Here is a 21,503-nt window from a genome sequence, read left to right as displayed (position 1 = left end):
CAACAGGGTCTGATCCTCCCAGAGTCATCGGCAGTGTGAATCACAGCTACGACCCAAAGGGAAGACGCTCTGCCCGGGAATCTGCCCCGGCTACGTCCGGCGGCACCTTGGCGATCATGTGCCGCGCCAGCTCGGCCGCGCGCGGGGTGAGCACGCGCAGCATGTGCGTGGCGCCGCGTGTGGTGAGGCGGAGGAAGCTGCCGGCCTCGGCCACGGCAATACCGCGCTGTGTGCCGGCAATATCGGCCTCGAACAGCGGCTGGCCGAGCTGCCAGTCGGTGCTGACGCCAAGCGTGCGGCCTTCTAAGGTGATGCCGAAGCCGCTCTCGTCGCCCTTCACGGTCACCGGCACCAGCTCGTCGCCGAGCTGGACGACCCAGTCGGCGCCGAACAGGCCCTGCGTGTGTCCACCGAGCTGGCCGTCGATCTCCTGTGCGCGGTCGGCGCGGATCACCTGCACCACGGCGGCAGTGGCGATCAGCGCATCGCGTGTGCCGGCATCGAGCGGGGCGCCGTGGAACCCGTCGGGGTATTCCTCGGCGATGAAGCCGGTGGTCACCGCCTCGCCGGCCTGGAAGCGCGCATGGCCCATGATCGAGGCCAGAAAGTCGATATTATGGCTGATGCCGCGGATCAGGTAACGGTCGAGCGCTGCCGCCTGCGCGGCAATGGCTTCGGCGCGGGTGGGGGCATGGGTGATGAGCTTGGCGATCATCGGATCGTAGAACATGCTGATTTCGGCACCCTCGCGCACGCCGGTGTCGACGCGGACGAGCGCGCCGCCCTGCATACCCTCGGCAGGCGGGCGGCAGCGGCTCAGGCGGCCGATCGAGGGCAGGAAGCCGCGATACGGATCTTCGGCATAGACGCGCGTCTCGACGGCATGGCCATCGAGCTTCACATCGGCCTGGGTGAGCGGCAGCGGCTCGCCGGCCGCGACGCGGATCATCAGCTCGACCAGATCGAGGCCGGTGATGCATTCGGTGACGGGATGCTCGACCTGCAGCCGGGTGTTCATCTCGAGGAAGTAGAAGCTGCGATCGGCCCCGGCGATGAATTCGACCGTGCCTGCGGAGAAATAGCCGACATTGCGCGCCAGGGCGACCGCCTGCTCGCCCATCTCGCGGCGCATTTCGGGCGTGACGAAGGGGGAGGGGGCTTCCTCGACCACCTTCTGGTGGCGGCGCTGGATCGAGCAGTCGCGCTCGTTGAGGTAGAGGATGTTCCCCTGTTGATCACCGATGAGCTGGATTTCAATGTGGCGCGGCTGCTCGACGAGCTTCTCGATGAACAGCCGGTCGTCGCCGAAGCTGGCCAGCGCCTCGCGCTTGACGCCGTCATAGCCCTCGCGGAGCTGGGCTTCGTCCCAGGCCAGCCGCATGCCCTTGCCACCGCCGCCGGCACTGGCCTTCATCATTACCGGATAACCGATGTCGGCAGCGATGGTTGCTGCATGGTCGGCATCGTCGATCTCGCCGACAAAGCCGGGGACCACACTCACCCCGGCGGCCTTGGCGCGCTTTTTCGATTCGATCTTGTCGCCCATCGCGGCAATCGCCTCGGCGGGCGGGCCGATAAAGGCGATGCCGGCGGCGGTCAGCGCTTCGACAAAGGCAGCGCGCTCTGAAAGAAAGCCATAGCCGGGGTGCACGGCTTCGGCCCCCGTGGACTGGCAGGCCGCGATGATGCGGTCGGCGAGCAGATAGCTTTCGGCCGCCGGCGAGCCGCCGATATGCACGGCCTCGTCGGCAAGCTCGACATGCAGCGCGCCGGCATCGGCATCGGAATAGACCGCCACCGTGGCAATGCCCATGGCGCGTGCGGTGCGGATGACACGGCAGGCAATCTCGCCGCGATTGGCAATCAGGATCTTCTTGAACACGCTGCTAACCCCCAAGGCGCTCTTCAGCCGGACCAAACCCACATAGCTGCCTGCAAGCATGAGGCAAGCCCCGGCACAGCGCGGTCGGCCGATGCCACACCGGATGGCGCAATCGCTTTTGTCACTTACCGCGACAAAGAAGAGTCATTGGCCTTGCCGATGCTGCCGGCGCATCAGGCGGGCGAAGCCGGCATGGCACCCGCCCGTACCGGCCGGCTTCCGGTCGGCGCCGCACCCACCCGCGGCGCCGGCCCTGATTTCATTGCAACAACATCAAAAAGGCCGGTCGCACAGGGCGACCGGCCTTTTTTGACGTTATGTCCGGTCGGCTCAGTTGCCGCGATCGGCCACGCTTATCGGCAGTTGCGCCTCCGCCATGCCACGCGCTTCGGCACGGCAGGCGCGCAGCGCATCGACTTCTTCCTTGGTGCCGAGTGCAACATCGCCACACACATTGTTGACCACGAAATTGATCCGCCGCTCCAGTCCCCGACGTGCATCCGGTGAAGACAAATCGGACTTGTCATAGCGAATCTTGATCTGCGAGGCGTCGACCATGTCCTGCGCAAAAACAGGGCTGGTGGAGATCATCGCAGCGATTGCCGCAAGGGGCAGGAAGACTTTGTTCATGAGCGGCACTCCAACAACAATGTGGAAACGATAGGGTTCTCCTCTTCCCGTTTCTGTCTCGAACGCGGGATCAACTGGCCTCCCAAATGCCAGTGATCACATGCTGCGCCCAAATTTTCCGCCTCGCAAGCGAAATGTGTCACATCAGTGTAACAAACAGCGATTATGCTTTCGCTATGGCGCTTATGCGCGATGGGTTCGCGCGCTGCGTTGCGCCTTGGTCGGCAATCATCATGCTCAGCCCGGCTTCGCCACCATCAGCCAGGTTGCCGTCACCAGCGGCACGGTGCTCACCAGCCCCCATGCCAACCATCGACGCGACAGTGCGCGGTAGCTTGCCGGCACATCGCCGCCATGCCCGAAGGCTCTTGCAAGCCGCGACTGCTTGATCTGGATGGGCACGATCGCCAGCAGCCAGATCAGCCCCGCCCCCACGAACAGGACTTGGCTCCAGAACAGCCAGCCGGCCCCAAGGAGATCGAAATTACCCTTGAATGCCATGAAATAGCCGCCGCCCATCGTCAGCACGACGCCCCACACCGTCATCGACCAATCGGTGTAGGTGACCAGCTTCTGCGCAAAGGCCAGCACCTGCGGCCGCCCATCACGATCCGCAAAGAACTTCCAGATTGCCGTCACCGTGATGTTACCCATCAGCATCACCACGCCCGTCACATGCAGGAACTTGGCAATCTCGTAGATCATCAGAGTGGGATATTGTCGTGCTTCTTCCACGGGTTTGTCAGCTGCTTGGTGCGCAGCTTGCGCAAGCCAAGTGCTATGCGCCGCCTTGTGTCCCGCGGGATGATCACTTCATCGATGAAGCCCTTCGATGCCGCCACGAACGGGTTGGCAAAACGCGCTTCATATTCGGCGGTGCGCGCGGCAATTTCCTCCGCACTTTTGCCGCGGAAGATGATCTCCACCGCCCCCTTGGCGCCCATCACCGCGATTTCCGCGGTGGGCCAGGCATAGTTCAGATCGCCGCGCAGATGCTTGGAAGCCATCACGTCATAGGCGCCGCCATAGGCCTTGCGGGTGATGACGGTAATCTTCGGCACGGTCGCTTCGGCATAGGCGAACAGCAGCTTGGCGCCATGCTTGATGATCCCGCTGTGCTCCTGCGCCACGCCGGGCAGGAAGCCCGGCACATCGACAAAGGTGACGATCGGGATGTTGAAGGCATCGCAGAAGCGCACGAACCGCCCGGCCTTCTTCGAGGAATTGATGTCGAGGCAGCCCGCCAGCACCATCGGCTGGTTGGCGACGATGCCAACGGTATGCCCCTCGATCCGCGCGAAGCCGCACAGGATGTTGCCGGCGTGCGCCGGCTGCACCTCGAAAAACGTGCCTTCATCGGCAACGGCCCCGATCAGCTCGTGCATGTCATAGGGTTTGTTGGCAGAATCGGGCACCAGCGTGTCGAGGCTGGGAATCTGCCGCGCGCCATCATCGGCGGTCGGGCGGCAGGGCACGCCATCGCGGTTGTTGAGCGGCAGATAATCGAAGAAATCGCGCGTGCGCAGCAACGCATCGACATCGTCTTCCATCGCCACATCGGCCACGCCCGAGCGGGTGGTATGGGTGACAGCACCACCCAGCTCTTCCTGCGTCACGATCTCGTTGGTCACCGTCTTCACCACCTCGGGGCCGGTGACGAACATGTAGCTGCTGTCCTTCACCATGAAGATGAAGTCGGTCATCGCCGGCGAATAGACCGCACCGCCAGCGCACGGCCCCATGATGAGGCTGATCTGCGGGATGACGCCCGAGGCGAGCACATTGCGCTGGAACACTTCGGCATAGCCGCCGAGCGACGCCACGCCTTCCTGGATCCGCGCCCCGCCGCTGTCGTTGAGGCCGATCACCGGGGCACCCAGCTTCATTGCCATGTCCATGATCTTGCAGATCTTCTGTGCGTGCCGCTCGGAGAGCGAGCCGCCGAACACGGTGAAGTCCTGCGCGAACACGAAGACCAGCCGGCCGTTGATGGTGCCGCTGCCGGTGACGACGCCGTCACCGGGGATGGTCTGCTCGGCCATGCCGAAATCGACGCAATTGTGCTCAACGTACATGTCGAGCTCCTCGAGCGAGCCCGGATCGAGCAGGATGTCGAGGCGCTCGCGGGCGGTCAGCCGCCCCTTGGCATGCTGCGCCGCCACGCGTTTCTCCCCGCCGCCGGCGCGCGCTGCTGCCTGCCGCCGCTCAAGCTCCGCCAACACCTGTCGCATCGAAACCCCTCACCCGAAGATCGCCCCAAGCGACTAGCCGCGCCCACGCCCCAACACAAGAAAGCGATGCGCCGCGGCAAATGCCGCAGCCTTGAGCGCCAGTGCGGCCGTGGCGTCATCATCCTCGCCCCAATTCTCCGCCGACCAGGCCTCGTCCACCGTCGCCGCGGCCCAGGCGGTGTCGAGATCGACCGCCTCCTCGACCAGCGCCAGCGCCAGTAGCGCAGAGCCCGAAAGCGGCACGAGCTGCGCGCAGGCCGCGAGACCGAATGGACCGAGTGCAGCGAGCGTCGCCGCCACGCGCGGCACCGCCATCGGGGGCTGCGTCACCGGCAGCACGCCGGCGGTCACGACAAAGCCGGTGTCGAAACGCTGCTGCGCCCATGCCAGCACCGGGTCCCAGGCTGCAGCCTGTTTTGCCACCAAGGGCCCCGGGCCTTCGGCACGGTAGCAGAGCAGGTCGCTCCCGGCATATTCGGCAAGCCGCAGCGCATGCCCATCCACATCGGCGGCCATCAGGTCGAGGGCGGCATTGGCGAGCCCGGTCAGCGGCATGGCGGCAGGCTTCACCTCGCCCGTCACGTCGCGCCACTCGTCGGCCACCGCCTCGGCAAGCACCCGGGTCGGCAGCAGCAACGGGTCGCGCGCCGGGGTGCGCACGGCGCGGCCATCAAGGGCCACGCCGAACGGGTTATCGCCGGTGACGGCCACATCGGTCCAGAAGCGTTTCATCGCGGCGGATCGGCCCTTGTCGTCAGCCCGAGCATCTTGGGCCGCACGAACAGCGACACGGCGCCGAAGACCAGCAGCGCGACCGGCGCGACGCTCATCCCCTCGCGGCCAAGGAACACGCCGCCGAACAGCGCCGCAAGCCCGAGCAGCTTGATCCCGAAATACAGTGCGAAGCGCCGCCTGGCAGTGCCCGCATCCATGATCGGCCGGTCGGGCGGCAGCGGCGACGTGTCCACGACTCGCAGTTTCGGCTTGCGCTCAGCCATGCAGCAGCTCCCACAAATGCGCGGCATCGCTCGCCACGCCATCGGCACCTGCTTCGATCAACTCGCCAGCGTCATGATAGCCCCAGTCGACACCGACCGCGCGCACGCCGCCACGAACCCCCATCATCACATCGAACACCGTGTCGCCGATGATCACCGCCTGCGAGGCCTTCGCCCCGGCCTCGCCAAGCGCTGCGCGCAGCATCGCCGGATGCGGCTTGGAGGGGTGGCGGTCGGCGGTCTGCAGGCTGACGAACAAATGGTCGATGCCATGGTGTGCCAGTGCCAGCGAAAGGCCGCGGTCGCTCTTGCCCGTCGCCACCGCCAGCAGCCAGCCATCACCATGGAGCCGCTCGAGCAGATCGTGGATGCCCGGATACATGGGCTCGGGCTCGAGCCGCAGTTCGCCGCGCAGGCGCTGGAAGGCCGTCTTGTAGTCGAGTGCCAGCCGTTCCTGCAGCGCCGGCTCGGCCTGCGGCAGCAGCGCCTGCATCGCCTCGACAAGGCTCAGGCCCACCACGCGCCGCGTCGCATGGTCTTCGGGCGGCGCGAGCCCGTGCCGGGCGAAGCTCTCGCTCATCGCCAGGATGATGTTGCGCTGGCTGTCGATCAGCGTGCCGTCGCAATCGAACACCGCAAGCTTCACCATCCGCGCACCCGTCGGATCTGTGCGGCTCCCTCGCCATCCCCGACCGCCGCGAACGCCGCGACCAGCCGCTTCGCATCGGCATCGCTGCGGTTCTGGCTCGCCTTGTCGGTGTGGCGGACGGTGTCGATCGTCATGCTGAAGCCGGTGATCGCACCCATCATCGCCTCGGCGCGGCGCCGCTCCATCTTGTCCATCGTCCAGCCTTGCCCCACCCGCGGCTCGAAGGTGGCGGCAGCGCGCACCAGCAGCGCCTCCAGCGCGTCGCGGCCCAGCGCCTGCACCTCGCCCTCGATCTCGGTCGTGCGGTAGTTCCAGGTCGGCACCATGTTGGCCGGATTCTCGTACCAGTCGGGGCTGATGTAGCTTCCCGGCCCGCCCACGCTCGCCAGCGCCCTGCGGCCGGGGAGCAGCGGCGTCATGGCGTTGCTGTTTGCAAGATGGAACCAGAGCACGCCATCGACCACCAGCAGCGGCGCATGCGCCACCAGCATCCGGGCGTTTTCAGCCACGAACAGATGCGCGAACGCCACCTCCGACACATGGGCTAGTGCGGCAGCATCGTCGGCAGTGCTGAAGGCGGGGTTGGGATGCACGACTTCTCTATTGCCGGAGTTGCCGCACGCGGCAAGCGCGCCTAGACCCATGGCATGTCCGATGCTTCGCTCACTGCCTATACGGGCCCCGTCCTTGGCTCTCCCGAGGCGGAGCGGGCGCCCGAGGAGCGGCGCGGGCTGCATTATCCCTTCGGCCGCTGGGTGCCCGAAGGCGGCACGCTGTTCGAGGTGGTGCCCGGGGTCCACTGGCTTCGCATGCCGCTGCCGTTCGGGCTCGACCATATCAACCTCTGGGCACTCGACGCCGGGGATGGGTGGGCGATCGTCGATACCGGCGTCAACCTGGGCGCCAGCAAGAAGCATTGGGAGGCGCTGTTCGCCGGCCCGATGGCGGGCAAGCCCGTCACCCGCGTGATCGTGACGCACTATCATCCCGATCATCTCGGGCTCGCCGGCTGGCTGTGCGCGCGCTGGAATGTGCCGCTGGAAATCGCCCGCACCGAATATCTGCTGGCACGCACCCTCACCCTCGACGTGCGCGAAGCGCCGCCGCAGGAGGCGGTGGACTTCTCGATCCGCGCCGGCTGGCCGCATGATGCGGTGGAAACGCTGCGCGGCCGGCCCTGGGGCAATTTCTCGAAGATCGTGCATGCCATGCCCGCCGGCTTCAAGCGCATCCGCGATGGCGATGTGCTCACCATCGGCGCCCGGCAATGGACGGTGGTGACCGGGCGCGGCCACTCGCCCGAGCACAGCTGCCTGGTGTCCGACGGGGTGATGATCTCGGGCGATCAGGTGTTGCCGCGCATCACCAGCAATGTCTCGGTCTATCCGACCGAGCCTTATGCCGACCCGCTCGCCGACTGGCTCGAATCGATCGAGACGCTGCGCGCGGTCGACAAGGACATTCTGGTGCTGCCCGCTCACAATGAGCCCTTCAAGGGCCTGCACATCCGACTCGACCAGCTGCGCGACGATCATCACGCCAAGCTCGACAAGCTGCTGGCATTCTGTGCCGAGCCGCGCACCGCGTTCGAAAGCTTCGCCACGCTGTTCCGCAAGCCGATCGGCGAGGGCGATTACGGCATCGCTACCGGCGAGGCCGTGGCACACCTGCATTGGCTGGAAGAGCGCGGCAAGCTGCGGCGGATGACCGATGCTGCGGGGGTCGATCGGTTCGTCGCGGCCTGACTGACACGCGAGAGGGGAGCAACATTGATGATCGATCGCAGGAGTCTGATGCTGGCCGGGGCTGCCGGGCTGGTGCTGCCGGGCGTCGCGCGGGCGGCGGACCTCAAGAAGGTCCGCGCCGCCATCGACACCCAGCTGCCGGACAATATCGCCCGCATCCAGGACTGGATCAAAAATCCCGGCATCGCCGCCGAGAATTTCAAGATGGAGGAGGCCTGCGCCTATTCGATGGGCCTGCTCAAGGATGCCGGCTTCCAGACCGTGAAGCGCATGCCCACCGCCGGCCACCCCGGCATCTTCGCCACGCTCGATGTCGGTGCGAAGCGGACCATGGGCATCTACTTCATGTATGACGTGAAGCAGGTGAACCCTGACGAATGGTCGACCCCGCCCTTTGCGGCGCGCATCGTCAACAAGCCCGGCTGGGGGCAGGCGATCGTCGGGCGCGGCGCCATCAACCAGAAGGGTCCGCAAGCGGCATTTCTGGCCGCCCTGCACGCGATGCGCGCCGCCGGGCAGAAGCTGCCGGTCAATCTCGTGCTGGTGGCGGAAGGCGAGGAGGAAATCGCCTCGCCCAACTTTCGCGATGTGGTCACCGACCCGCAGGTTCTGGCGGCGCTGCGCAAGTGCGAGGGCGTGATCATCCCCACCGCCTGGCAGGCGCGCAACGGTGCGGTGAGCATCAACCTCGGCGCCAAGGGTGCGGTTGAGTTCGAGCTCATTGCCAGCGGCGAGCGCTGGGGCCGGGGTCCGCAGGGGGACATTCATTCGAGCTACAAGGCGATGGTGGACAGTCCGGCGTGGCGGCTGGTGGCAGCACTCAAGACGCTGGTGTCCGACGATGGCAACACCGTGATGATCGACGGCTTCCGGGACAATATCCGGCCGCTCACCGCGCGCGAGAAGGAATTGGTGGCGCGCAACGCCGCCGGCGCCAGCGAAGCCGATGTGAAGGCGGGCTTCGGCGTGAAAGTGTGGATCGACGACCTGCCGTTTCCACAGGCGATGGAGCGGCTTGCCGCTGAGCCGACGCTCAACATCCAGGGCCTTGTCGGCGGCTATACCGGGCAGGGCGGCAAGACCATCCTGCCGGGCCGGATGACCGCGAAATGCGAATTCCGGCTGGTGCCCAACCAGACCAAGGCCGAAGTGCTCGAGAAGCTTCGCGCGCACCTCGACAAGCGGGGTTTTGCCGACATCGAGATCAAGGTGACCGGCGGCTATGGTCCGACCGAGACAGCCGAGAACAGCCGGGTCATCCGCGCCCAGCAAGCCGTCTATGCCCGCTCGGGGGCAGCCGCGACGCTTTACCCGCGCCTCGCCGGGTCATGGCCGGGCGAGATTTTCACCGCACCGCCGGTCAGCCTGCCTGCCGGCCAGTTCGGCTTCGGCCATGGCTCGGGCGCCCATGCGCCGAACGAGTAATTCATCGTCGAATCGATCAACCCCAAGGTGGAAGGCCTGGCTGGCTGCACCATGGGTTTTGTCGATTTCCTCCACGAAATGGCGGTCGTCAGCTGAGGTCAGGCCACCGCGGCGACCGTCTTGGGGCGCTTGCCGTTGAGCAGGTAGGTCAGCAGGCTCGAGCGCCGTACACCCTCATGCAGGGCAACCGACAATCCCAGCGTGACCAGCAGATTGACCGAAAAGGCCGTGCCCGCCGAAAGCCCGCTGCCGATCAGCAGCGCGCCCATCCAGAGCGCGATCGGCAGGTGAACGAGGTAGATGGTGTAGGAGGCGGCGGAAAAATAGCCGAACAGCCGGTTGGGCCCGGCGAGGTGGCGCGACGAGAAACCCAGCAGCAGCCGCAGCCAGAAGACGCCGGCCAGGCAGGCAAAGGCCGCCACCAGCACGCGTTGCAACCGGGGATCGGCCACGGGCGTGATGTCGAGCGAGACGGTGGCGAAAAGCAGCGCCGATCCCATAGCCAGAAACGGCGTCGCGACATCGGGCCGCGTCATCCAGTCGAGCAGCGGCCGATGCCGGCACATCGCCGCACCGATGAGGAAGAACGGCAGGAATTGCAGCACATTGGTCAGCCGGAACATCGCGCCGAACGGCGAAAGATCGATCCCCAGCGGGCCCTGCAAGGCAAGCATCGCCAGTGCGAAGATGAAGCTGGCCAGTGACAGCACGACACCGCCGAGCCATCCCGGCTGCCTGCAGATCCAGCGTGTCAGCCCATCGGCCACCGGCCGCAGCCGTGCGACGGGCCCCTCGGCCGCAAGGCCGCGCAGCCCGGCGAGGAGAAAGCACAGCATCAACAGGCAGTGGAGGAACCAGAGGTGGTAAACCAACCGCCGGGGCCAGCCGCCAGCCGCGCGGCGGTTGCAGCCAGCAGGTCCTGCCCGGTCTCTCCGGCAAGCCTTGCTTCGCCCAGCACCACTGCCATCGTCATGATCGGCGCCAGCGCCACCGTGCACACGAGCAACGGCAGTCCCACGCGCTGCAGGCGCTCGACGAGCCATTTTCCTGTCGGCCCGCGCACAAGGATGAGATAGCTGAAGAAGCCGGCAATGCTGAAGAACGCCTCCATCCGGAAGCTGTGCAGCGTGTCCGACAACAAGGTGAGCATGGGACTGGCCACATCGGCGTTGAGGAAGTTCGGCGCGCCGGCCGAATAGATGCGTGCGACATGGTAGGGCAGCCCGAGCAGCATCAGCGTCGCGCGCACGACGTCGAGATAATGGTAGCGGCCGGTGGCGCTCATTTCGCCTGTGCCACTCTGCCGGCGCCCAGGCGGATCGCGGCATTGGCCAGCGCATCGGCGCGCTCGTTGTCCGGATCGCCGGCATGGCCCTTCACCCAGCGCCACTCGACATCATGGCGCGCCGCCGCTTCGACCAGCGCCTGCCAGAGATCGAGATTTTTCACCGGCTTGCGGTCCGCGGTGCGCCAGCCGTTGCGCATCCACCCATGCACCCACTTGGTGATGCCATCACGCACATAGATGCTGTCGGTGAAGAGCGTCACCTTGGCGGGCTTGTTCAGCGCGTTCAACGCTTCGATGGCGCCCATCAATTCCATGCGATTGTTGGTTGTATGCGCCTCGGCGCCGGAAAGCTCGCGTTCCTGCCCATTGGCAGCGCGCAGGATGGCCCCCCAGCCACCGATGCCGGGGTTGCCCTTGCAAGCACCATCGGTCGCGATGACAACGCGCGGCTTGCCAACTTCGGTTTCGCTCATCGCCCCAAGACCATGTTCGGCGTTGCCTTCAGATACCAGGCCAGCCGCCGGGCAAAGGCCATCGGGTCCTTGCGCGTCACCAGGGCATCCGCCGGCGTGTTGAGCCAGTCATGGGTGCGGGTCAGCGTGAAGCGGAGGGCGGCGCCCACGCCGAGCTGCGGCAGTGCGGCAATCTCGTCGGCGGAAAGCCCGCGCGTGCCGGCATGGCCGGCGGCAAGCGCGCTCGCAAGCGCCGGATCATGGTCGCGGCCATCTGCGGAAAAGCACCATGCGGCATGGGTGACCGCATAATCATAGGCCACCAGATCGGTGGCGGCGAAGTAGAAGTCGATCAACCCGGTCACCGTGTCGCCCAGCATCAGCACATTGTCGGGAAAGAGATCGGTGTGCACTTCGGTCGTCGGCAATCCCGCCGGCCAGTCGCGGGTGGCGCGCAGGCCGGCCTCGATCAGCGCCGGAAGCTGCGGGTCGATCGCCGCAGCACCTTCAAGGCAGCGCGCCGCCATCGCCGGCCAATGCGGCTGGCCAAGATCATTCTCCCTGGCCTTGCCGAAGCCCGGCGCGCTGCCGTGCAGCCGGCCGAGTGCGGCGCCGGCGGCCTGCGCCTGCGCCGGCGTCGGCGTGCTCACCGATACGCCGGACACGAATTCGATGATCGCCGCCGGGCGCCCGAGCAGCGTCTGCAGTGCCTCGCCCTGCCGATCGCGCACCGGCCGCGGCACCGGCAGGCCGGCATCGGCAAAATGGGTGGTAAGCGCCAGAAACCATGGCAGCGCCGCATGGTCGACCAGATGTTCGTAGAGGGTGAGGATGAAGCGACCGCGCGATGTCTCCAGCAGATAATTGCTGTTCTGCACGCCTTCCGCGATACCCTTGAAGCTCAGTGCATCCCCCAGGTCATAGCCCGAAAGCAGCCCGGCCAGCGCCTCGGCAGAGACTTGCGTGTAGACGGCCATGGCGCGCCGTCAGGCGGTCAAGGCGCGGGGCAACTTGAACACAACATCCTCGACGGCCGTGGTGATGCTCTCGGTCGTCACGGCAAAGCGCGCCCCCATGGCAGCGAGCACTTCCTGCACCAGCACTTCGGGTGCCGAAGCGCCGGCCGTCAGGCCCACGGTGGTCACGTCCTTGAACCACGCCCAATCGATGTCCGCTGCACGGTTTATCAGCCAGGCGTTGGCCCCCTCGCGCTCGGCGACTTCACGCAGGCGCTGCGAATTGGAGGAGTTGGTGGCGCCGATCACCAGCACCAGATCGCAGCGCGGCGCCATCGCCTTCACCGCCGCCTGGCGATTGGAGGTGGCGTAGCAGATGTCGTCTCCACGCGGGCCGTTGATGTTGGGGAAGCGCCGCTGCAGCTCGGCAATCATGTCGGCAGTGTCGTCCACCGACAGCGTCGTCTGCGTGAGGAAACCGAGGTTCTCCGGGTCTGCCACCTGCACCGAAGCGGCATCCTCCACCGTCTCGATCAGCGTCATGGCGCCTTCCGGCACCTGGCCGAAGGTGCCGATCACCTCCGGATGGCCCTCATGGCCGATGAAGAGGATGTGCCGACCGGCGTCGACAAGCCGCTCGGCCTGGCGATGCACCTTGCTCACCAGCGGGCAGGTGGCATCGAGATAGTTGAGCCCGCGCGCCTCTGCCGCCGCCGGCACCGCCTTGGGCACGCCATGCGCCGAAAACACCACCGGCACGCCATCGGGCACCTCGTCGAGCTCTTCGACGAAGATCGCGCCCTTCGCCTTGAGCGTATCGACCACGAAGCGGTTGTGGACAATCTCGTGACGCACATAGACGGGCGCGCCATAGCGCTCGAGCGCCAGCTCGACGATGTGAATGGCGCGGTCCACGCCGGCACAGAAGCCGCGTGGTGCTGCCACAAGCACGGTCAATGGCCGGCGATCGCCGACAGTGGATTGCGAGGGGGCGAAATCGATCAGGGTCATGTGCGTGTCTTAAGCGATCGGTGCAGGCGGCGCCACTGTCTTGCAGCGGGGTTGCAGCGCTCCTAAGGTGCCCGCGAAATGTCGCACCCGGTGGTGCCGACCAACAAAGGCTTGTCCGTGTCCCATCGTTTTTCGACTCTTCGGCCGCTGCTGGTGTTGGGGGTCGCAGCCATCGCGCTGGCCGGGTGCGATCGCAACCCGCTTATCGTCAAGCGCTCGCCGTGCCCGGCGGTCGCCGTGCCCTTCTACACCAACGATCTGACCCTCTTCTATCCCGGCACCGCCCCGGATGCTGCCAATGTCGATCTTGTCGCCACCATCACCAATGTCCGCGAATCGTGCGTGGAGGGGGATGCCCAGCTCACCGGCTCGGCGCGCTATGATGTGATCGCCCGCCGCACCGACACCGCCGGCCCGCGCAGCCTGGCGATGCCGGTGTTTGCCAGCGTCGTGCAGGGCGGCAATCTGGTGGTGTCGAAGCAGGTCGGGCAGGTGACGCTGGAGTTTCCCACCGGGCAGGCGCGGGCGCAGGCCAGCGGGTCGGCAACTGCGGTGGTCAGTCGCGCTGCCGCCAGCATTCCCGCGGAAATACAGCAGATCATCAACCGCAAGCGCAAGCCCGGCGATCCCGATGCCGCGGTCGATCCGCTGGCCGATCCGCAGGTGCGCGCGGCTTTGCGCGCCGCCACGTTCGAACTGCTCGTCGGTTTCCAGCTGTCCGAAGCGCAGCTGGCGTACAACGTCACGAAATAGCAAGTGCCGGCGATCGGCAGTGCTCGAACGCGGCCGATGCTGCATTTGCGAAATCCTGTGTCGCATGCCGATTGACTCGCCCGTCGGCATGCGACAGTTATACGGCGTCGTCAGGCGAAAGCTTGGCGCCAGCGCGGGAGAGTGTGGCGGGCAACCGTCGCCGCCGAAGGAGCAAGCCGCCCCCGGAATCTCTCAGGCACAACGGACCGCGCTGGCGTATTCTGCGACATTCTGGAAAGTGGGTGGGCCGCAGGACCGCACCCCACCGAAGGGGTAAGCCAGCGCAGCGCTTCGTCGCTTCGCCTGGTCAAAGCTCTCAGGTCCGGTGACAGACGGGGGCAGGTGGCGCGGATGGTCCGCACCGCCCGTTGTTGCCGGAGGCCCCATGGCCGATTCTGATCAATCCATGCTGCCTCTCCCGCTCGATGTGCTGCATCGCCGCCTTGGCGCGCGCATGGTGAGCTTCGCCGGCTATGCCATGCCGATCCAGTATGAAGGCATTATCGCCGAGCATCTCTGGACGCGGTCGAGCGCCGGGCTTTTCGATGTCAGCCACATGGGCCAGATCCTGCTGCCGCCGGACCAGGCGCCGCTTCTGGAAACGCTGTTGCCGGGGGACATCATCGGGCTGGGCGAGGGCGTACTTCGCTATTCGCTGCTGCTGAACGACAGCGGCGGCATCCGCGACGACCTGATGGTCACGCGCCGCGCCAACGATCTCTACCTCGTCGTCAATGGCGCGGTGAAGGCCGCCGACATGGCGGTGATGCGCGAGGCCGGGCTGGCGGTCGATTACCGCGAGGACTGGGCGTTGCTGGCGTTGCAGGGCCCGCAGGCGGTGGCGGTGCTCGAAGCGCTGGTGCCCGGCGTCGCGGCGCTGCGCTTCATGCGTTCGGCCGGCTTCAGCTGGGCGGGCCATGATCTCTGGGTCAGCCGCTCGGGCTATACCGGCGAGGATGGCTATGAGATTTCGGTGCCGGCGGACGCCGCCGAAGCGTTCGCGGAAGCGCTGCTTGCCGATGCGCGGGTCAAGCCGATCGGGCTCGGGGCGCGCGATTCGCTGCGCCTCGAAGCCGGGCTGCCGCTCTACGGCCATGATCTCGACCAGACGACGACGCCGATCCAGGCCGGGCTCGCCTATGCCATTTCCAAGCGCCGCAAGGCCGAGGGGGGCTATCCAGCGGCCGAGGCGCTGATGGCCGAGCTTCTCGATGGGCCGGTCCAGCGCCGCGTCGGCCTGGCGGTGGAAGGCAAGCTGCCGGCGCGCGAGGGGGCCACGGTGTTTGCCGGCGCGCTGCCGGTCGGCACGGTCACGTCGGGGGGGTTCGCCCCGAGCCTGCAGGCACCGATCGCCATGGCGTATGTGGCCGCAGCCCATTCCGCCGATGGCAGCCCGCTCGAGATCGAGGTTCGCGGCAAGCGGCTTGCAGCCAAAGTGGTGCCGATGCCGTTCAAGGCAAAGAATTACGTGCGCGAGGGAGGGATCTGATGACGACCTATTTCACCAAGGAGCATGAGTGGCTGCGGGTCGAAGGCGACATCGCCACCGTCGGCATCACCGATTATGCACAGGCGCAACTCGGCGATGTCGTGTTCGCCGATGTGCCCGAGGCAGGCCGCACGGTCAGCAAGGGCGGCGAGGCAGCCGTGGTCGAATCGGTCAAGGCGGCGTCCGACGTGTATTCGCCCGCGAGCGGCGAGGTAGTGGAAGCCAATGCCGCCCTTGCCGATGAGCCCGCACTTGTGAACACCGATCCGCAAGGGTCGGGCTGGTTCTTCAAGCTCAAGCTGTCCGACGTGTCCGAGCTCGACGGGCTGATGGACGAAGCAGCCTATACCGCGTTCCTCGCCACGCTCTGATGGGCGACCAGGCCGCCTGGAACCCGGCGCTCTACGCCGCCAACGCCGGTTTCGTGCCGGCGCTTGGCAATGTGGTGCTGGCGATGCTCGATCCCAGGCCCGGCGAGCGCGTGCTCGACCTGGGCTGCGGGGACGGCGTGCTGACGCTCAGGATCGCCGCCACCGGCGCCATCACCGAAGGAATCGACGGCGATGCGGCGATGGCCGCAGCAGCGCGGGCGCGTGGCCTCAAGGTGCGCCACCTCGATGCGCGCGCGCTCGCCGACGAGGGCCTGTTCGATGCCGTGTTCAGCAACGCAACGCTGCACTGGATCCGCCCACCCGAAACGGTGATCGACAATGTGGTGCGCGCGCTCAAGCCCGGCGGACGTTTCGTGGGCGAGTTCGGCGGCCAAGGCAATATCGCCGCGATCCGTACGGCCCTCGCCGCCACGCTCGCCACCTATGGGCTGGCCGAATCTTCGGACGCAAATTTCTACCCGCAGGCGGATGAATATGCCGCCATGCTCACGGCAGCCGGGCTGGTGGTGGAAACGGCCGAGATCGTCCCGCGCCCGACCCCGCTCGCCACCGGCATGGCCGCCTGGCTCGAAACCTTCCGCGGCGGCTTCCTCGATGCCGCCGGGGTTTCGGACGAGGACCGCCCGGCGGTCATCGCCGAGACGGTCGAACGCCTCATCCCCGTGCTCCGCGACCAGTCCGGCCGCTGGACCGCCGATTACGTCCGCCTTCGCTTCATTGCCCGCCTTCCGGAGTAACCCCGATGCGCTATCTTCCCCTGGCCCAGGCCGACCGCGAGGCGATGCTCGCCACCATCGGTGCCCCCGATATCGATGCGCTGTTCATCGACGTGCCCGAGAGTGCCCGGCTTGGCGGGCCGATTGCGGGCCTGCCGAACCACAGCCCGGAAATGCTCGTCGAGCGCGAACTGGCAGCCATGGCGGGCAAGAACCTGACCGCCGGCACCGTGCCCTTCTTCGTGGGCGCCGGTGCCTACAAGCATCATGTGCCGGCCAGCGTCGATCATATCATCCAGCGTGGCGAATTCCTCACCGCCTATACGCCTTATCAGCCGGAAATCGCACAGGGCACGCTGCAGGTGCTGTTCGAGTTTCAGACCCAGGTGGCGCGGCTGACCGGCATGGAGGTGGCAAATGCCTCGATGTACGACGGCTCGACGGCGATGACCGAGGCGGTGTTCATGGCGCGCCGCGTCACCCGGCGGAAGAAGGCCATCGTCTCGGGCGGGGTGCACCCGCATTATGTGGCGGTGCTGAACACATTGACCCGCTTCACCGACGATGAGGTGCTGACGCACACCCCGAGCCTGACCTCGGGCACACCCGGCGACGATATGACGACCTTGATCGCAGCGATCGACACCGAGACGAGCTGCGTGGTGGTGCAGAACCCCAACATCTTCGGACATGTCGCAGACCTGACGCCACTCGCCGAGGCCGCCCATGCCGCCGGCGCGCTGCTCATCGTCGTTGTCACCGAGGTCATCTCGCTCGGTGCGGTCAAGTCGCCCGGCGAGATGGGGGCAGACATTGTGGTGGGCGAGGGCCAATCGATCGGCAATGGCCTCAACTTCGGCGGCCCCTATCTCGGGCTGTTCGCGTGCCGCGACAAGCATGTGCGGCAGATGCCCGGCCGCCTGTGCGGGGAAACGGTCGATGCCGATGGCAAGCGCGGCTTCGTGCTGACGCTGAGCACCCGCGAGCAGCATATCCGCCGCGAGAAGGCGACGAGCAATATCTGCACCAACTCAGGGCTTTGCGCGCTGGCGTTCAGTGTCCACATGACGCTGCTCGGTGAAAAGGGGCTGCGCCAGCTTGCTGCCATCAACCATGCCCGCGCGGTGCAGCTTGCCGAACGGCTGGCGCGCATTCCCGGTGTCGAGCTGGTGACGCAGCGCTTCTTCAACGAGTTCACCTTGAAGCTGCCGGTCGAAGCGCGGCCGGTCATCCGCAAGCTCGCCGACAAGGGCGTGCTCGGCGGTGTGTCGCTCGGCCGGCTGTTCCCCGGCGTCGCCGAACTGACCCATGGCATGGTGGTGGCGGTGACCGAAACCGCCACCGACAATGATTTCGACGCATTCGAAGACGCTCTCGATGAGGTGCTGGCATGAGCATGAACAATATCGGCCGCGTGACCCGCCTTTCCGGTGACCAGCTCCCCGAGCTCCCCGGCGGCGTCACCTTCACCGGCAACCGCGCGCTGATGCTCGAGGAGCCACTGCTGTTCGAGCTCGGCAGCACGGACCGCTGCGGCGTCGACCTCCAGTCCGTCCCCGAGGCCATGGATCGCCTGGGTGACCTGGCGCGGACGGCGCCGATCGATCTCCCCGGCCTGTCCGAGCCCGAAACGGTGCGCCACTATACCCGCCTCAGCCGCCAGAATTACGCCATCGACCTCGGCATCTTTCCGCTCGGCAGCTGCACGATGAAGCACAACCCGCGCCTCAACGAGAAGATGGCGCGGCTGCCGGGCTTCGCCGATATTCACCCGCTGCAGCCGCAAGCAACAGTGCAGGGGGCGCTCGAGCTGATCGACCGGCTGGCCTATTGGCTGATGACGCTCACCGGCATGCCGGCGGTCGCGATGAGCCCCAAGGCCGGGGCGCATGGCGAACTGTGCGGCATGCTCGCCATCCGCGCAGCGCTCGACGCACGCGGTGATTCCCGCAAGGTCGTGCTGGTGCCGGAGTCGGCGCACGGCACCAACCCCGCAACGGCCGCATTCTGCGGGTTCACGGTCGAAAACATACCCGCCAATGCCCGTGGACGGGTCGATGTCGATGCCCTGAAGGCCCGTCTTGGCCCCGATGTGGCCGCGGTGATGATCACCAACCCCAACACCTGCGGCCTTTTCGAGCCCGATCTGGTCGATATCTGCGCTGCGGTCCACGCCGCCGGCGGCTTCGTCTATTGCGACGGCGCCAACTTCAACGCCAACGTTGGGCGCGTGCGGCCGGGCGACCTTGGCATCGATGCCATGCACATCAACCTGCACAAGACCTTCAGCACACCCCATGGCGGCGGTGGCCCCGGCTCCGGCCCAGTGGTGTTCTCCGAAGCCCTTGCCCCCTTCGCTCCGTTGCCCTTCGTCAGGAAAACCCGCGAAGGCTTTGAACTGGTTGAAGAAATGCAGGCCCGAGAGAGTGCCGACCACAACCACAGCTTTGGCCGCATGGTCGCCTTCCACGGCCAGATGGGCATGTTCGTGCGCGCACTCGCCTACATGATGAGCCATGGCGCCGATGGCCTGCGGCAGGTGGCCGAAGATGCGGTGCTCAACGCCAACTACATGCTGGCGAGCCTGAAGGACATCTACACTGCTCCCTTCGCCGAGACCGGCCCGTGCATGCACGAAGCGCTGTTCGCCGATGACTTCCTGGGCCCGGTCGGGCTGACGACCCTCGATCTCGCCAAGGCCTTGATCGACGAGGGTTTTCACCCGATGACAGTGTACTTCCCGCTGGTGGTGCACGGCGCCATGCTCGTCGAGCCGACCGAAACCGAAAGCAAGGCCAGCCTCGACCAGCTCATCGGCGCCATGCGCTCGGTGGCCGAACGAATGCTCGCCTCCCCCAACGACTTCCGCACCAGCCCGCACCTCGCGCCGCGTCGCCGCCTCGACGAGACGGCCGCGGCACGAAAGCCGGTGCTCGGCTATAAGGCTGCGTAGTGGGAGCCGTACCGTTCGATCACCGCATAATCGGCGCCGTCATGGCCGAGGCGGCTCTCCCATAATGCAAAGCCGGTCACGTCCCAGGGCGTGGCCGGCAGCGGGGCTGCAGGAAAGCCTTCCAATGGACCGGCGATGCGGCTGAACCGCGCCACGGTGATGTGCGGCACAAAGGCGCGGGTTTCCGGCGGCAGGCCGATACGCAAAAGTGCGGAATCGACCCGCTTGGCCAGCGCTCCCACCTCGGACTGCGGGGTCACGCCGACCCACAGCGTGTCGATCCGCCCGCGTCGGTCGAAGGTGCCAGGCAGCCCCAGCGACAGCGCAAAACGCTGGATGTTGACCGAACCAAGTGCGGCGGAAACGTCCTGCGCCTGATGGCGATCGACCTCGCCGATGAAGCGCAGCGTCAGGTGAAGCTGGTCGTCGCGCTGCCAGCGGGCCCCCGCAACACCGCCATGCACGGCCAGCAGCGCGTCGCGGACCAGCGGCGGCAGTTCGAGGGCGACGAACAGCCGGTGCATCTATTTCGGCAGCTTGGCCAGTTCGCGCTCGACGCTGGGCAGGATGCGCCGGACGATCACCTTTACGCCGCCGGCAGTCGGATGCAGGCCATCGGAGAGCTGCATGCCCTTCACCGACGCCACTCCGTCCATGAAGAACGGGTAGAGCGCCACGCCGCGCGCCTTTGCCAAGCCGGGAAAGATCGCGTTGAATTCCTGCACATATTTGGCGCCGAGGTTCGGCTGCGCCTGCATGCCCGCCAGCAACACGCGGCTGCCGCGCTTCTGGAATTCGACGATCATTGCATCGAGATTGGCGCGGGCGGTGGCGGGAGACTGGCCACGCAGCATGTCGTTGGCGCCGAGCTCCAGGATCACCAGATCGGGCTTTGCCTTTATCCCGGCCAGCGTCCATGCCATTCGTGCCCGCCCTTGCGCGGTCGTGTCCCCCGATACGCCGCCCATTGCCACCTTGACGTCATGGCCGCGCGCCTTGAGCGCCGCTTCGAGTTGCGGAGCAAAGCCTTCACCGGGGCGCAGCTGATAGCCTGCGGTCAGGCTGTCCCCATAGGCGAGGATTGTGCGCGGCGCCGCTTGTGCGGCGAAGGGCAGCATCAGCAGCAACAATCCGAGTGTGAACTGGTAAATCCTTCGGTCGTTGCCATATCGTCGTTTCGAGTCGTACATGAATTGGCCTTTTCGGGAAAACTCCATGCAGCCCAGTATTGTCATTGATGCCGAGAATGTCACCCTTGGCTTCGGAACGGGCGAAGCACGGGTGGAGGTTTTGCGGAGCGTCAACCTGCAAGTTCATGCCGGCGAGCGACTGGCGATCCTTGGGCCATCCGGATCAGGAAAATCCTCGTTGATGGCAGTTCTGGCGGGGCTGGAGCAGGCGAACAGCGGCAGGGTGATGGTCGCTGGCGCGGATTTCTCGGCGCTCGATGAGGACGGGCTGGCGCGGGCACGACGCGGCCGCATCGGCATCGTGCTGCAGGCTTTTCACCTCATCCCGACGATGACGGCGCTCGAGAATGTCGCCGTTCCGCTCGAACTCGCCAATATCGGAGGGCATGCGGCGCGCGCCGCTGCCGAGCTCGAATCGGTCGGCCTCGGGCACCGCCTCACCCATTATCCGACCCAGCTTTCCGGCGGCGAACAGCAGCGGGTGGGCATCGCCCGCGCACTGGCAGCGCGCCCTGCGCTGATCTTTGCCGACGAGCCCACGGGTAACCTCGATGCGGCAACCGGGGAGGCGGTGGTCGAGATGCTGTTCGCGCGGCTCGCCGAGACCGGCGCCACACTGGTGCTGATCACCCATGATGCCGAGCTGGCGGCGCGTTGCGACCGCATCATCGAAATGCGCGACGGGCATATCGTGCGGGATACCAGCACCATGGCAGCACTTGCAGACGTGGCGGAATAGGGAG

24 protein-coding genes and 2 riboswitches are annotated in these 21,503 nt (G+C 66.4%); of the genes, 9 read left to right on the top strand and 15 right to left on the bottom strand.

Going from position 1 to position 21,503, the window contains the following annotated elements:
* Window positions 1-46: 46 nt before the first annotated feature.
* The 8 genes from FHS79_RS11510 to FHS79_RS11475 all read right to left on the bottom strand — a co-directional run bounded on the left by FHS79_RS11510 (window position 47) and on the right by FHS79_RS11475 (window position 6,983).
* Entirely contained in the window at window positions 47-1,882 is a 1,836-nt protein-coding gene (locus FHS79_RS11510) for an acetyl-CoA carboxylase biotin carboxylase subunit (RefSeq protein ID WP_341534448.1), read from the bottom strand.
* 330 nt (window positions 1,883-2,212) lie between these two features.
* Entirely contained in the window at window positions 2,213-2,512 is a 300-nt protein-coding gene (locus FHS79_RS11505) for a UrcA family protein (RefSeq protein ID WP_184199901.1), read from the bottom strand.
* 237 nt (window positions 2,513-2,749) lie between these two features.
* Window positions 2,750-3,247, bottom strand: a complete 498-nt coding sequence (locus tag FHS79_RS11500) for a DUF2269 family protein (protein WP_243453312.1) — start codon at window positions 3,245-3,247, stop codon at window positions 2,750-2,752.
* On the bottom strand, window positions 3,217-4,743 hold the full coding sequence (locus FHS79_RS11495; protein WP_184199898.1) for an acyl-CoA carboxylase subunit beta: 1,527 nt from the start codon (window positions 4,741-4,743) through the stop codon (window positions 3,217-3,219). The genes FHS79_RS11500 and FHS79_RS11495 overlap by 31 nt, the downstream gene beginning before the upstream one ends.
* Window positions 4,744-4,776: 33 nt before the next feature.
* Complete coding sequence (locus tag FHS79_RS11490) at window positions 4,777-5,475, bottom strand: ATP12 family chaperone protein (protein ID WP_184199896.1); 699 nt, start codon at window positions 5,473-5,475, stop codon at window positions 4,777-4,779.
* Window positions 5,472-5,741, bottom strand: a complete 270-nt coding sequence (locus FHS79_RS11485; protein WP_184199893.1) for a hypothetical protein — start codon at window positions 5,739-5,741, stop codon at window positions 5,472-5,474. Before FHS79_RS11485 ends, FHS79_RS11490 begins: the two co-directional genes overlap by 4 nt.
* Complete coding sequence (locus FHS79_RS11480) at window positions 5,734-6,390, bottom strand: HAD-IA family hydrolase (RefSeq protein ID WP_184199890.1); 657 nt, start codon at window positions 6,388-6,390, stop codon at window positions 5,734-5,736. Before FHS79_RS11480 ends, FHS79_RS11485 begins: the two co-directional genes overlap by 8 nt.
* A complete protein-coding gene (locus FHS79_RS11475) occupies window positions 6,384-6,983 on the bottom strand; it encodes an FMN-binding negative transcriptional regulator (protein WP_184199887.1) in 600 nt (199 codons plus the stop codon). Before FHS79_RS11475 ends, FHS79_RS11480 begins: the two co-directional genes overlap by 7 nt.
* Window positions 6,984-7,037: 54 nt before the next feature.
* On the opposite strand from FHS79_RS11475, the gene FHS79_RS11470 reads away from it, so the two are divergent.
* Both FHS79_RS11470 and FHS79_RS11465 read left to right on the top strand, forming a co-directional pair.
* Window positions 7,038-8,135 (top strand): MBL fold metallo-hydrolase, encoded by a 1,098-nt coding sequence (locus FHS79_RS11470; protein WP_184199884.1) that lies wholly within the window; start codon window positions 7,038-7,040, stop codon window positions 8,133-8,135.
* 27 nt (window positions 8,136-8,162) lie between these two features.
* The gene (locus tag FHS79_RS11465) at window positions 8,163-9,560 is read left to right on the top strand and encodes a M20/M25/M40 family metallo-hydrolase (protein ID WP_341534447.1); all 1,398 of its coding nucleotides are present in this window, start codon (window positions 8,163-8,165) and stop codon (window positions 9,558-9,560) included.
* 98 nt (window positions 9,561-9,658) lie between these two features.
* Here the strand turns inward: FHS79_RS11465 and FHS79_RS19165 are convergent, their stop codons facing one another.
* The 5 genes from FHS79_RS19165 to ispH are packed head-to-tail and all read right to left on the bottom strand — an operon-like array spanning window position 9,659 to window position 13,267.
* A complete protein-coding gene (locus tag FHS79_RS19165) occupies window positions 9,659-10,396 on the bottom strand; it encodes an acyltransferase family protein (protein WP_184199881.1) in 738 nt (245 codons plus the stop codon).
* Entirely contained in the window at window positions 10,396-10,845 is a 450-nt protein-coding gene (locus tag FHS79_RS19160) for an acyltransferase family protein (protein ID WP_184199878.1), read from the bottom strand. The genes FHS79_RS19165 and FHS79_RS19160 overlap by 1 nt, the downstream gene beginning before the upstream one ends.
* Window positions 10,842-11,321: a ribonuclease HI gene (gene rnhA, locus FHS79_RS11450; protein ID WP_184199875.1), complete on the bottom strand. Its 480-nt coding sequence runs from the start codon at window positions 11,319-11,321 to the stop codon at window positions 10,842-10,844. The genes FHS79_RS19160 and rnhA overlap by 4 nt, the downstream gene beginning before the upstream one ends.
* Window positions 11,318-12,277: a homoserine kinase gene (gene thrB, locus FHS79_RS11445; protein ID WP_184199873.1), complete on the bottom strand. Its 960-nt coding sequence runs from the start codon at window positions 12,275-12,277 to the stop codon at window positions 11,318-11,320. Before thrB ends, rnhA begins: the two co-directional genes overlap by 4 nt.
* A gap of 9 nt (window positions 12,278-12,286) precedes the next feature.
* Window positions 12,287-13,267 carry a 4-hydroxy-3-methylbut-2-enyl diphosphate reductase gene (gene ispH / locus FHS79_RS11440; protein WP_184199870.1) on the bottom strand — a complete coding sequence of 327 codons (981 nt, stop codon included), beginning with the start codon at window positions 13,265-13,267 and terminating at the stop codon, window positions 12,287-12,289.
* Between the two features lie 153 nt (window positions 13,268-13,420).
* Between ispH and FHS79_RS11435 the strand changes: the two genes are divergently transcribed.
* The 6 genes from FHS79_RS11435 (at window position 13,421) to gcvPB (ending at window position 19,570) form a co-directional block, all read left to right on the top strand.
* Window positions 13,421-14,020, top strand: a complete 600-nt coding sequence (locus FHS79_RS11435) for a hypothetical protein (RefSeq protein WP_341534446.1) — start codon at window positions 13,421-13,423, stop codon at window positions 14,018-14,020.
* A 124-nt stretch (window positions 14,021-14,144) separates the two neighbouring features.
* Window positions 14,145-14,239, top strand: a riboswitch (glycine riboswitch).
* Window positions 14,240-14,241: 2 nt separating this feature from the next.
* Window positions 14,242-14,362: riboswitch (glycine riboswitch) on the top strand.
* 43 nt (window positions 14,363-14,405) lie between these two features.
* Window positions 14,406-15,509, top strand: coding sequence for a glycine cleavage system aminomethyltransferase GcvT (gcvT, locus tag FHS79_RS11430; protein WP_184199867.1), 1,104 nt, complete (start codon window positions 14,406-14,408; stop codon window positions 15,507-15,509).
* Window positions 15,509-15,880, top strand: a complete 372-nt coding sequence (gene gcvH / locus FHS79_RS11425; RefSeq protein WP_184199864.1) for a glycine cleavage system protein GcvH — start codon at window positions 15,509-15,511, stop codon at window positions 15,878-15,880. Before gcvT ends, gcvH begins: the two co-directional genes overlap by 1 nt.
* Entirely contained in the window at window positions 15,880-16,638 is a 759-nt protein-coding gene (locus tag FHS79_RS11420) for a class I SAM-dependent methyltransferase (protein WP_184199861.1), read from the top strand. Before gcvH ends, FHS79_RS11420 begins: the two co-directional genes overlap by 1 nt.
* Before the next feature lie 5 nt (window positions 16,639-16,643).
* Window positions 16,644-18,011 carry an aminomethyl-transferring glycine dehydrogenase subunit GcvPA gene (gene gcvPA / locus FHS79_RS11415; protein WP_184199858.1) on the top strand — a complete coding sequence of 456 codons (1,368 nt, stop codon included), beginning with the start codon at window positions 16,644-16,646 and terminating at the stop codon, window positions 18,009-18,011.
* Window positions 18,008-19,570 (top strand): aminomethyl-transferring glycine dehydrogenase subunit GcvPB, encoded by a 1,563-nt coding sequence (gcvPB, locus tag FHS79_RS11410; RefSeq protein WP_184199855.1) that lies wholly within the window; start codon window positions 18,008-18,010, stop codon window positions 19,568-19,570. The genes gcvPA and gcvPB overlap by 4 nt, the downstream gene beginning before the upstream one ends.
* Here the strand turns inward: gcvPB and thpR are convergent.
* On the bottom strand, window positions 19,555-20,094 hold the full coding sequence (gene thpR, locus FHS79_RS11405) for an RNA 2',3'-cyclic phosphodiesterase (protein ID WP_184199853.1): 540 nt from the start codon (window positions 20,092-20,094) through the stop codon (window positions 19,555-19,557). The genes gcvPB and thpR overlap by 16 nt on opposite strands.
* Window positions 20,095-20,700: an arylesterase gene (locus tag FHS79_RS11400; protein WP_341534445.1), complete on the bottom strand. Its 606-nt coding sequence runs from the start codon at window positions 20,698-20,700 to the stop codon at window positions 20,095-20,097. It abuts the gene before it with no gap.
* An 85-nt stretch (window positions 20,701-20,785) separates the two neighbouring features.
* Between FHS79_RS11400 and FHS79_RS11395 the strand changes: the two genes are divergently transcribed.
* Entirely contained in the window at window positions 20,786-21,499 is a 714-nt protein-coding gene (locus FHS79_RS11395) for an ABC transporter ATP-binding protein (RefSeq protein ID WP_184199847.1), read from the top strand.
* Window positions 21,500-21,503 lie beyond the last annotated feature (4 nt).

It is taken from the genome of Polymorphobacter multimanifer (genome assembly GCF_014205635.1).
GTDB lineage: Bacteria > Pseudomonadota > Alphaproteobacteria > Sphingomonadales > Sphingomonadaceae > Sandarakinorhabdus > Sandarakinorhabdus multimanifer.
Note: the sequence above shows the minus strand (reverse complement) of the source record. Positions and strands in the feature narration are given on the sequence as shown.

Bases quoted from the DNA above. Each gene is read 5' to 3' on its own strand.
- FHS79_RS11420 (WP_184199861.1), top strand. From the start codon at position 15,880: ATGGGCGACCAGGCCGCCTGGAACCCGGCGCTCTACGCCGCCAACGCC.
- gcvPB (WP_184199855.1), top strand. From the start codon at position 18,008: ATGAGCATGAACAATATCGGCCGCGTGACCCGCCTTTCCGGTGACCAG.
- rnhA (WP_184199875.1), bottom strand. From the start codon at position 11,321: ATGAGCGAAACCGAAGTTGGCAAGCCGCGCGTTGTCATCGCGACCGAT.
- FHS79_RS11490 (WP_184199896.1), bottom strand. From the start codon at position 5,475: ATGAAACGCTTCTGGACCGATGTGGCCGTCACCGGCGATAACCCGTTC.
- thpR (WP_184199853.1), bottom strand. From the start codon at position 20,094: ATGCACCGGCTGTTCGTCGCCCTCGAACTGCCGCCGCTGGTCCGCGAC.
- FHS79_RS11465 (WP_341534447.1), top strand. From the start codon at position 8,163: ATGATCGATCGCAGGAGTCTGATGCTGGCCGGGGCTGCCGGGCTGGTG.
- ispH (WP_184199870.1), bottom strand. From the start codon at position 13,267: ATGACCCTGATCGATTTCGCCCCCTCGCAATCCACTGTCGGCGATCGC.
- FHS79_RS19165 (WP_184199881.1), bottom strand. From the start codon at position 10,396: ATGCTGTGCTTTCTCCTCGCCGGGCTGCGCGGCCTTGCGGCCGAGGGG.
- gcvT (WP_184199867.1), top strand. From the start codon at position 14,406: ATGGCCGATTCTGATCAATCCATGCTGCCTCTCCCGCTCGATGTGCTG.
- gcvH (WP_184199864.1), top strand. From the start codon at position 15,509: ATGACGACCTATTTCACCAAGGAGCATGAGTGGCTGCGGGTCGAAGGC.
- FHS79_RS11505 (WP_184199901.1), bottom strand. From the start codon at position 2,512: ATGAACAAAGTCTTCCTGCCCCTTGCGGCAATCGCTGCGATGATCTCC.
- thrB (WP_184199873.1), bottom strand. From the start codon at position 12,277: ATGGCCGTCTACACGCAAGTCTCTGCCGAGGCGCTGGCCGGGCTGCTT.
- FHS79_RS19160 (WP_184199878.1), bottom strand. From the start codon at position 10,845: ATGAGCGCCACCGGCCGCTACCATTATCTCGACGTCGTGCGCGCGACG.
- FHS79_RS11485 (WP_184199893.1), bottom strand. From the start codon at position 5,741: ATGGCTGAGCGCAAGCCGAAACTGCGAGTCGTGGACACGTCGCCGCTG.
- gcvPA (WP_184199858.1), top strand. From the start codon at position 16,644: ATGCGCTATCTTCCCCTGGCCCAGGCCGACCGCGAGGCGATGCTCGCC.
- FHS79_RS11395 (WP_184199847.1), top strand. From the start codon at position 20,786: ATGCAGCCCAGTATTGTCATTGATGCCGAGAATGTCACCCTTGGCTTC.
- FHS79_RS11495 (WP_184199898.1), bottom strand. From the start codon at position 4,743: ATGCGACAGGTGTTGGCGGAGCTTGAGCGGCGGCAGGCAGCAGCGCGC.
- FHS79_RS11480 (WP_184199890.1), bottom strand. From the start codon at position 6,390: ATGGTGAAGCTTGCGGTGTTCGATTGCGACGGCACGCTGATCGACAGC.
- FHS79_RS11470 (WP_184199884.1), top strand. From the start codon at position 7,038: ATGTCCGATGCTTCGCTCACTGCCTATACGGGCCCCGTCCTTGGCTCT.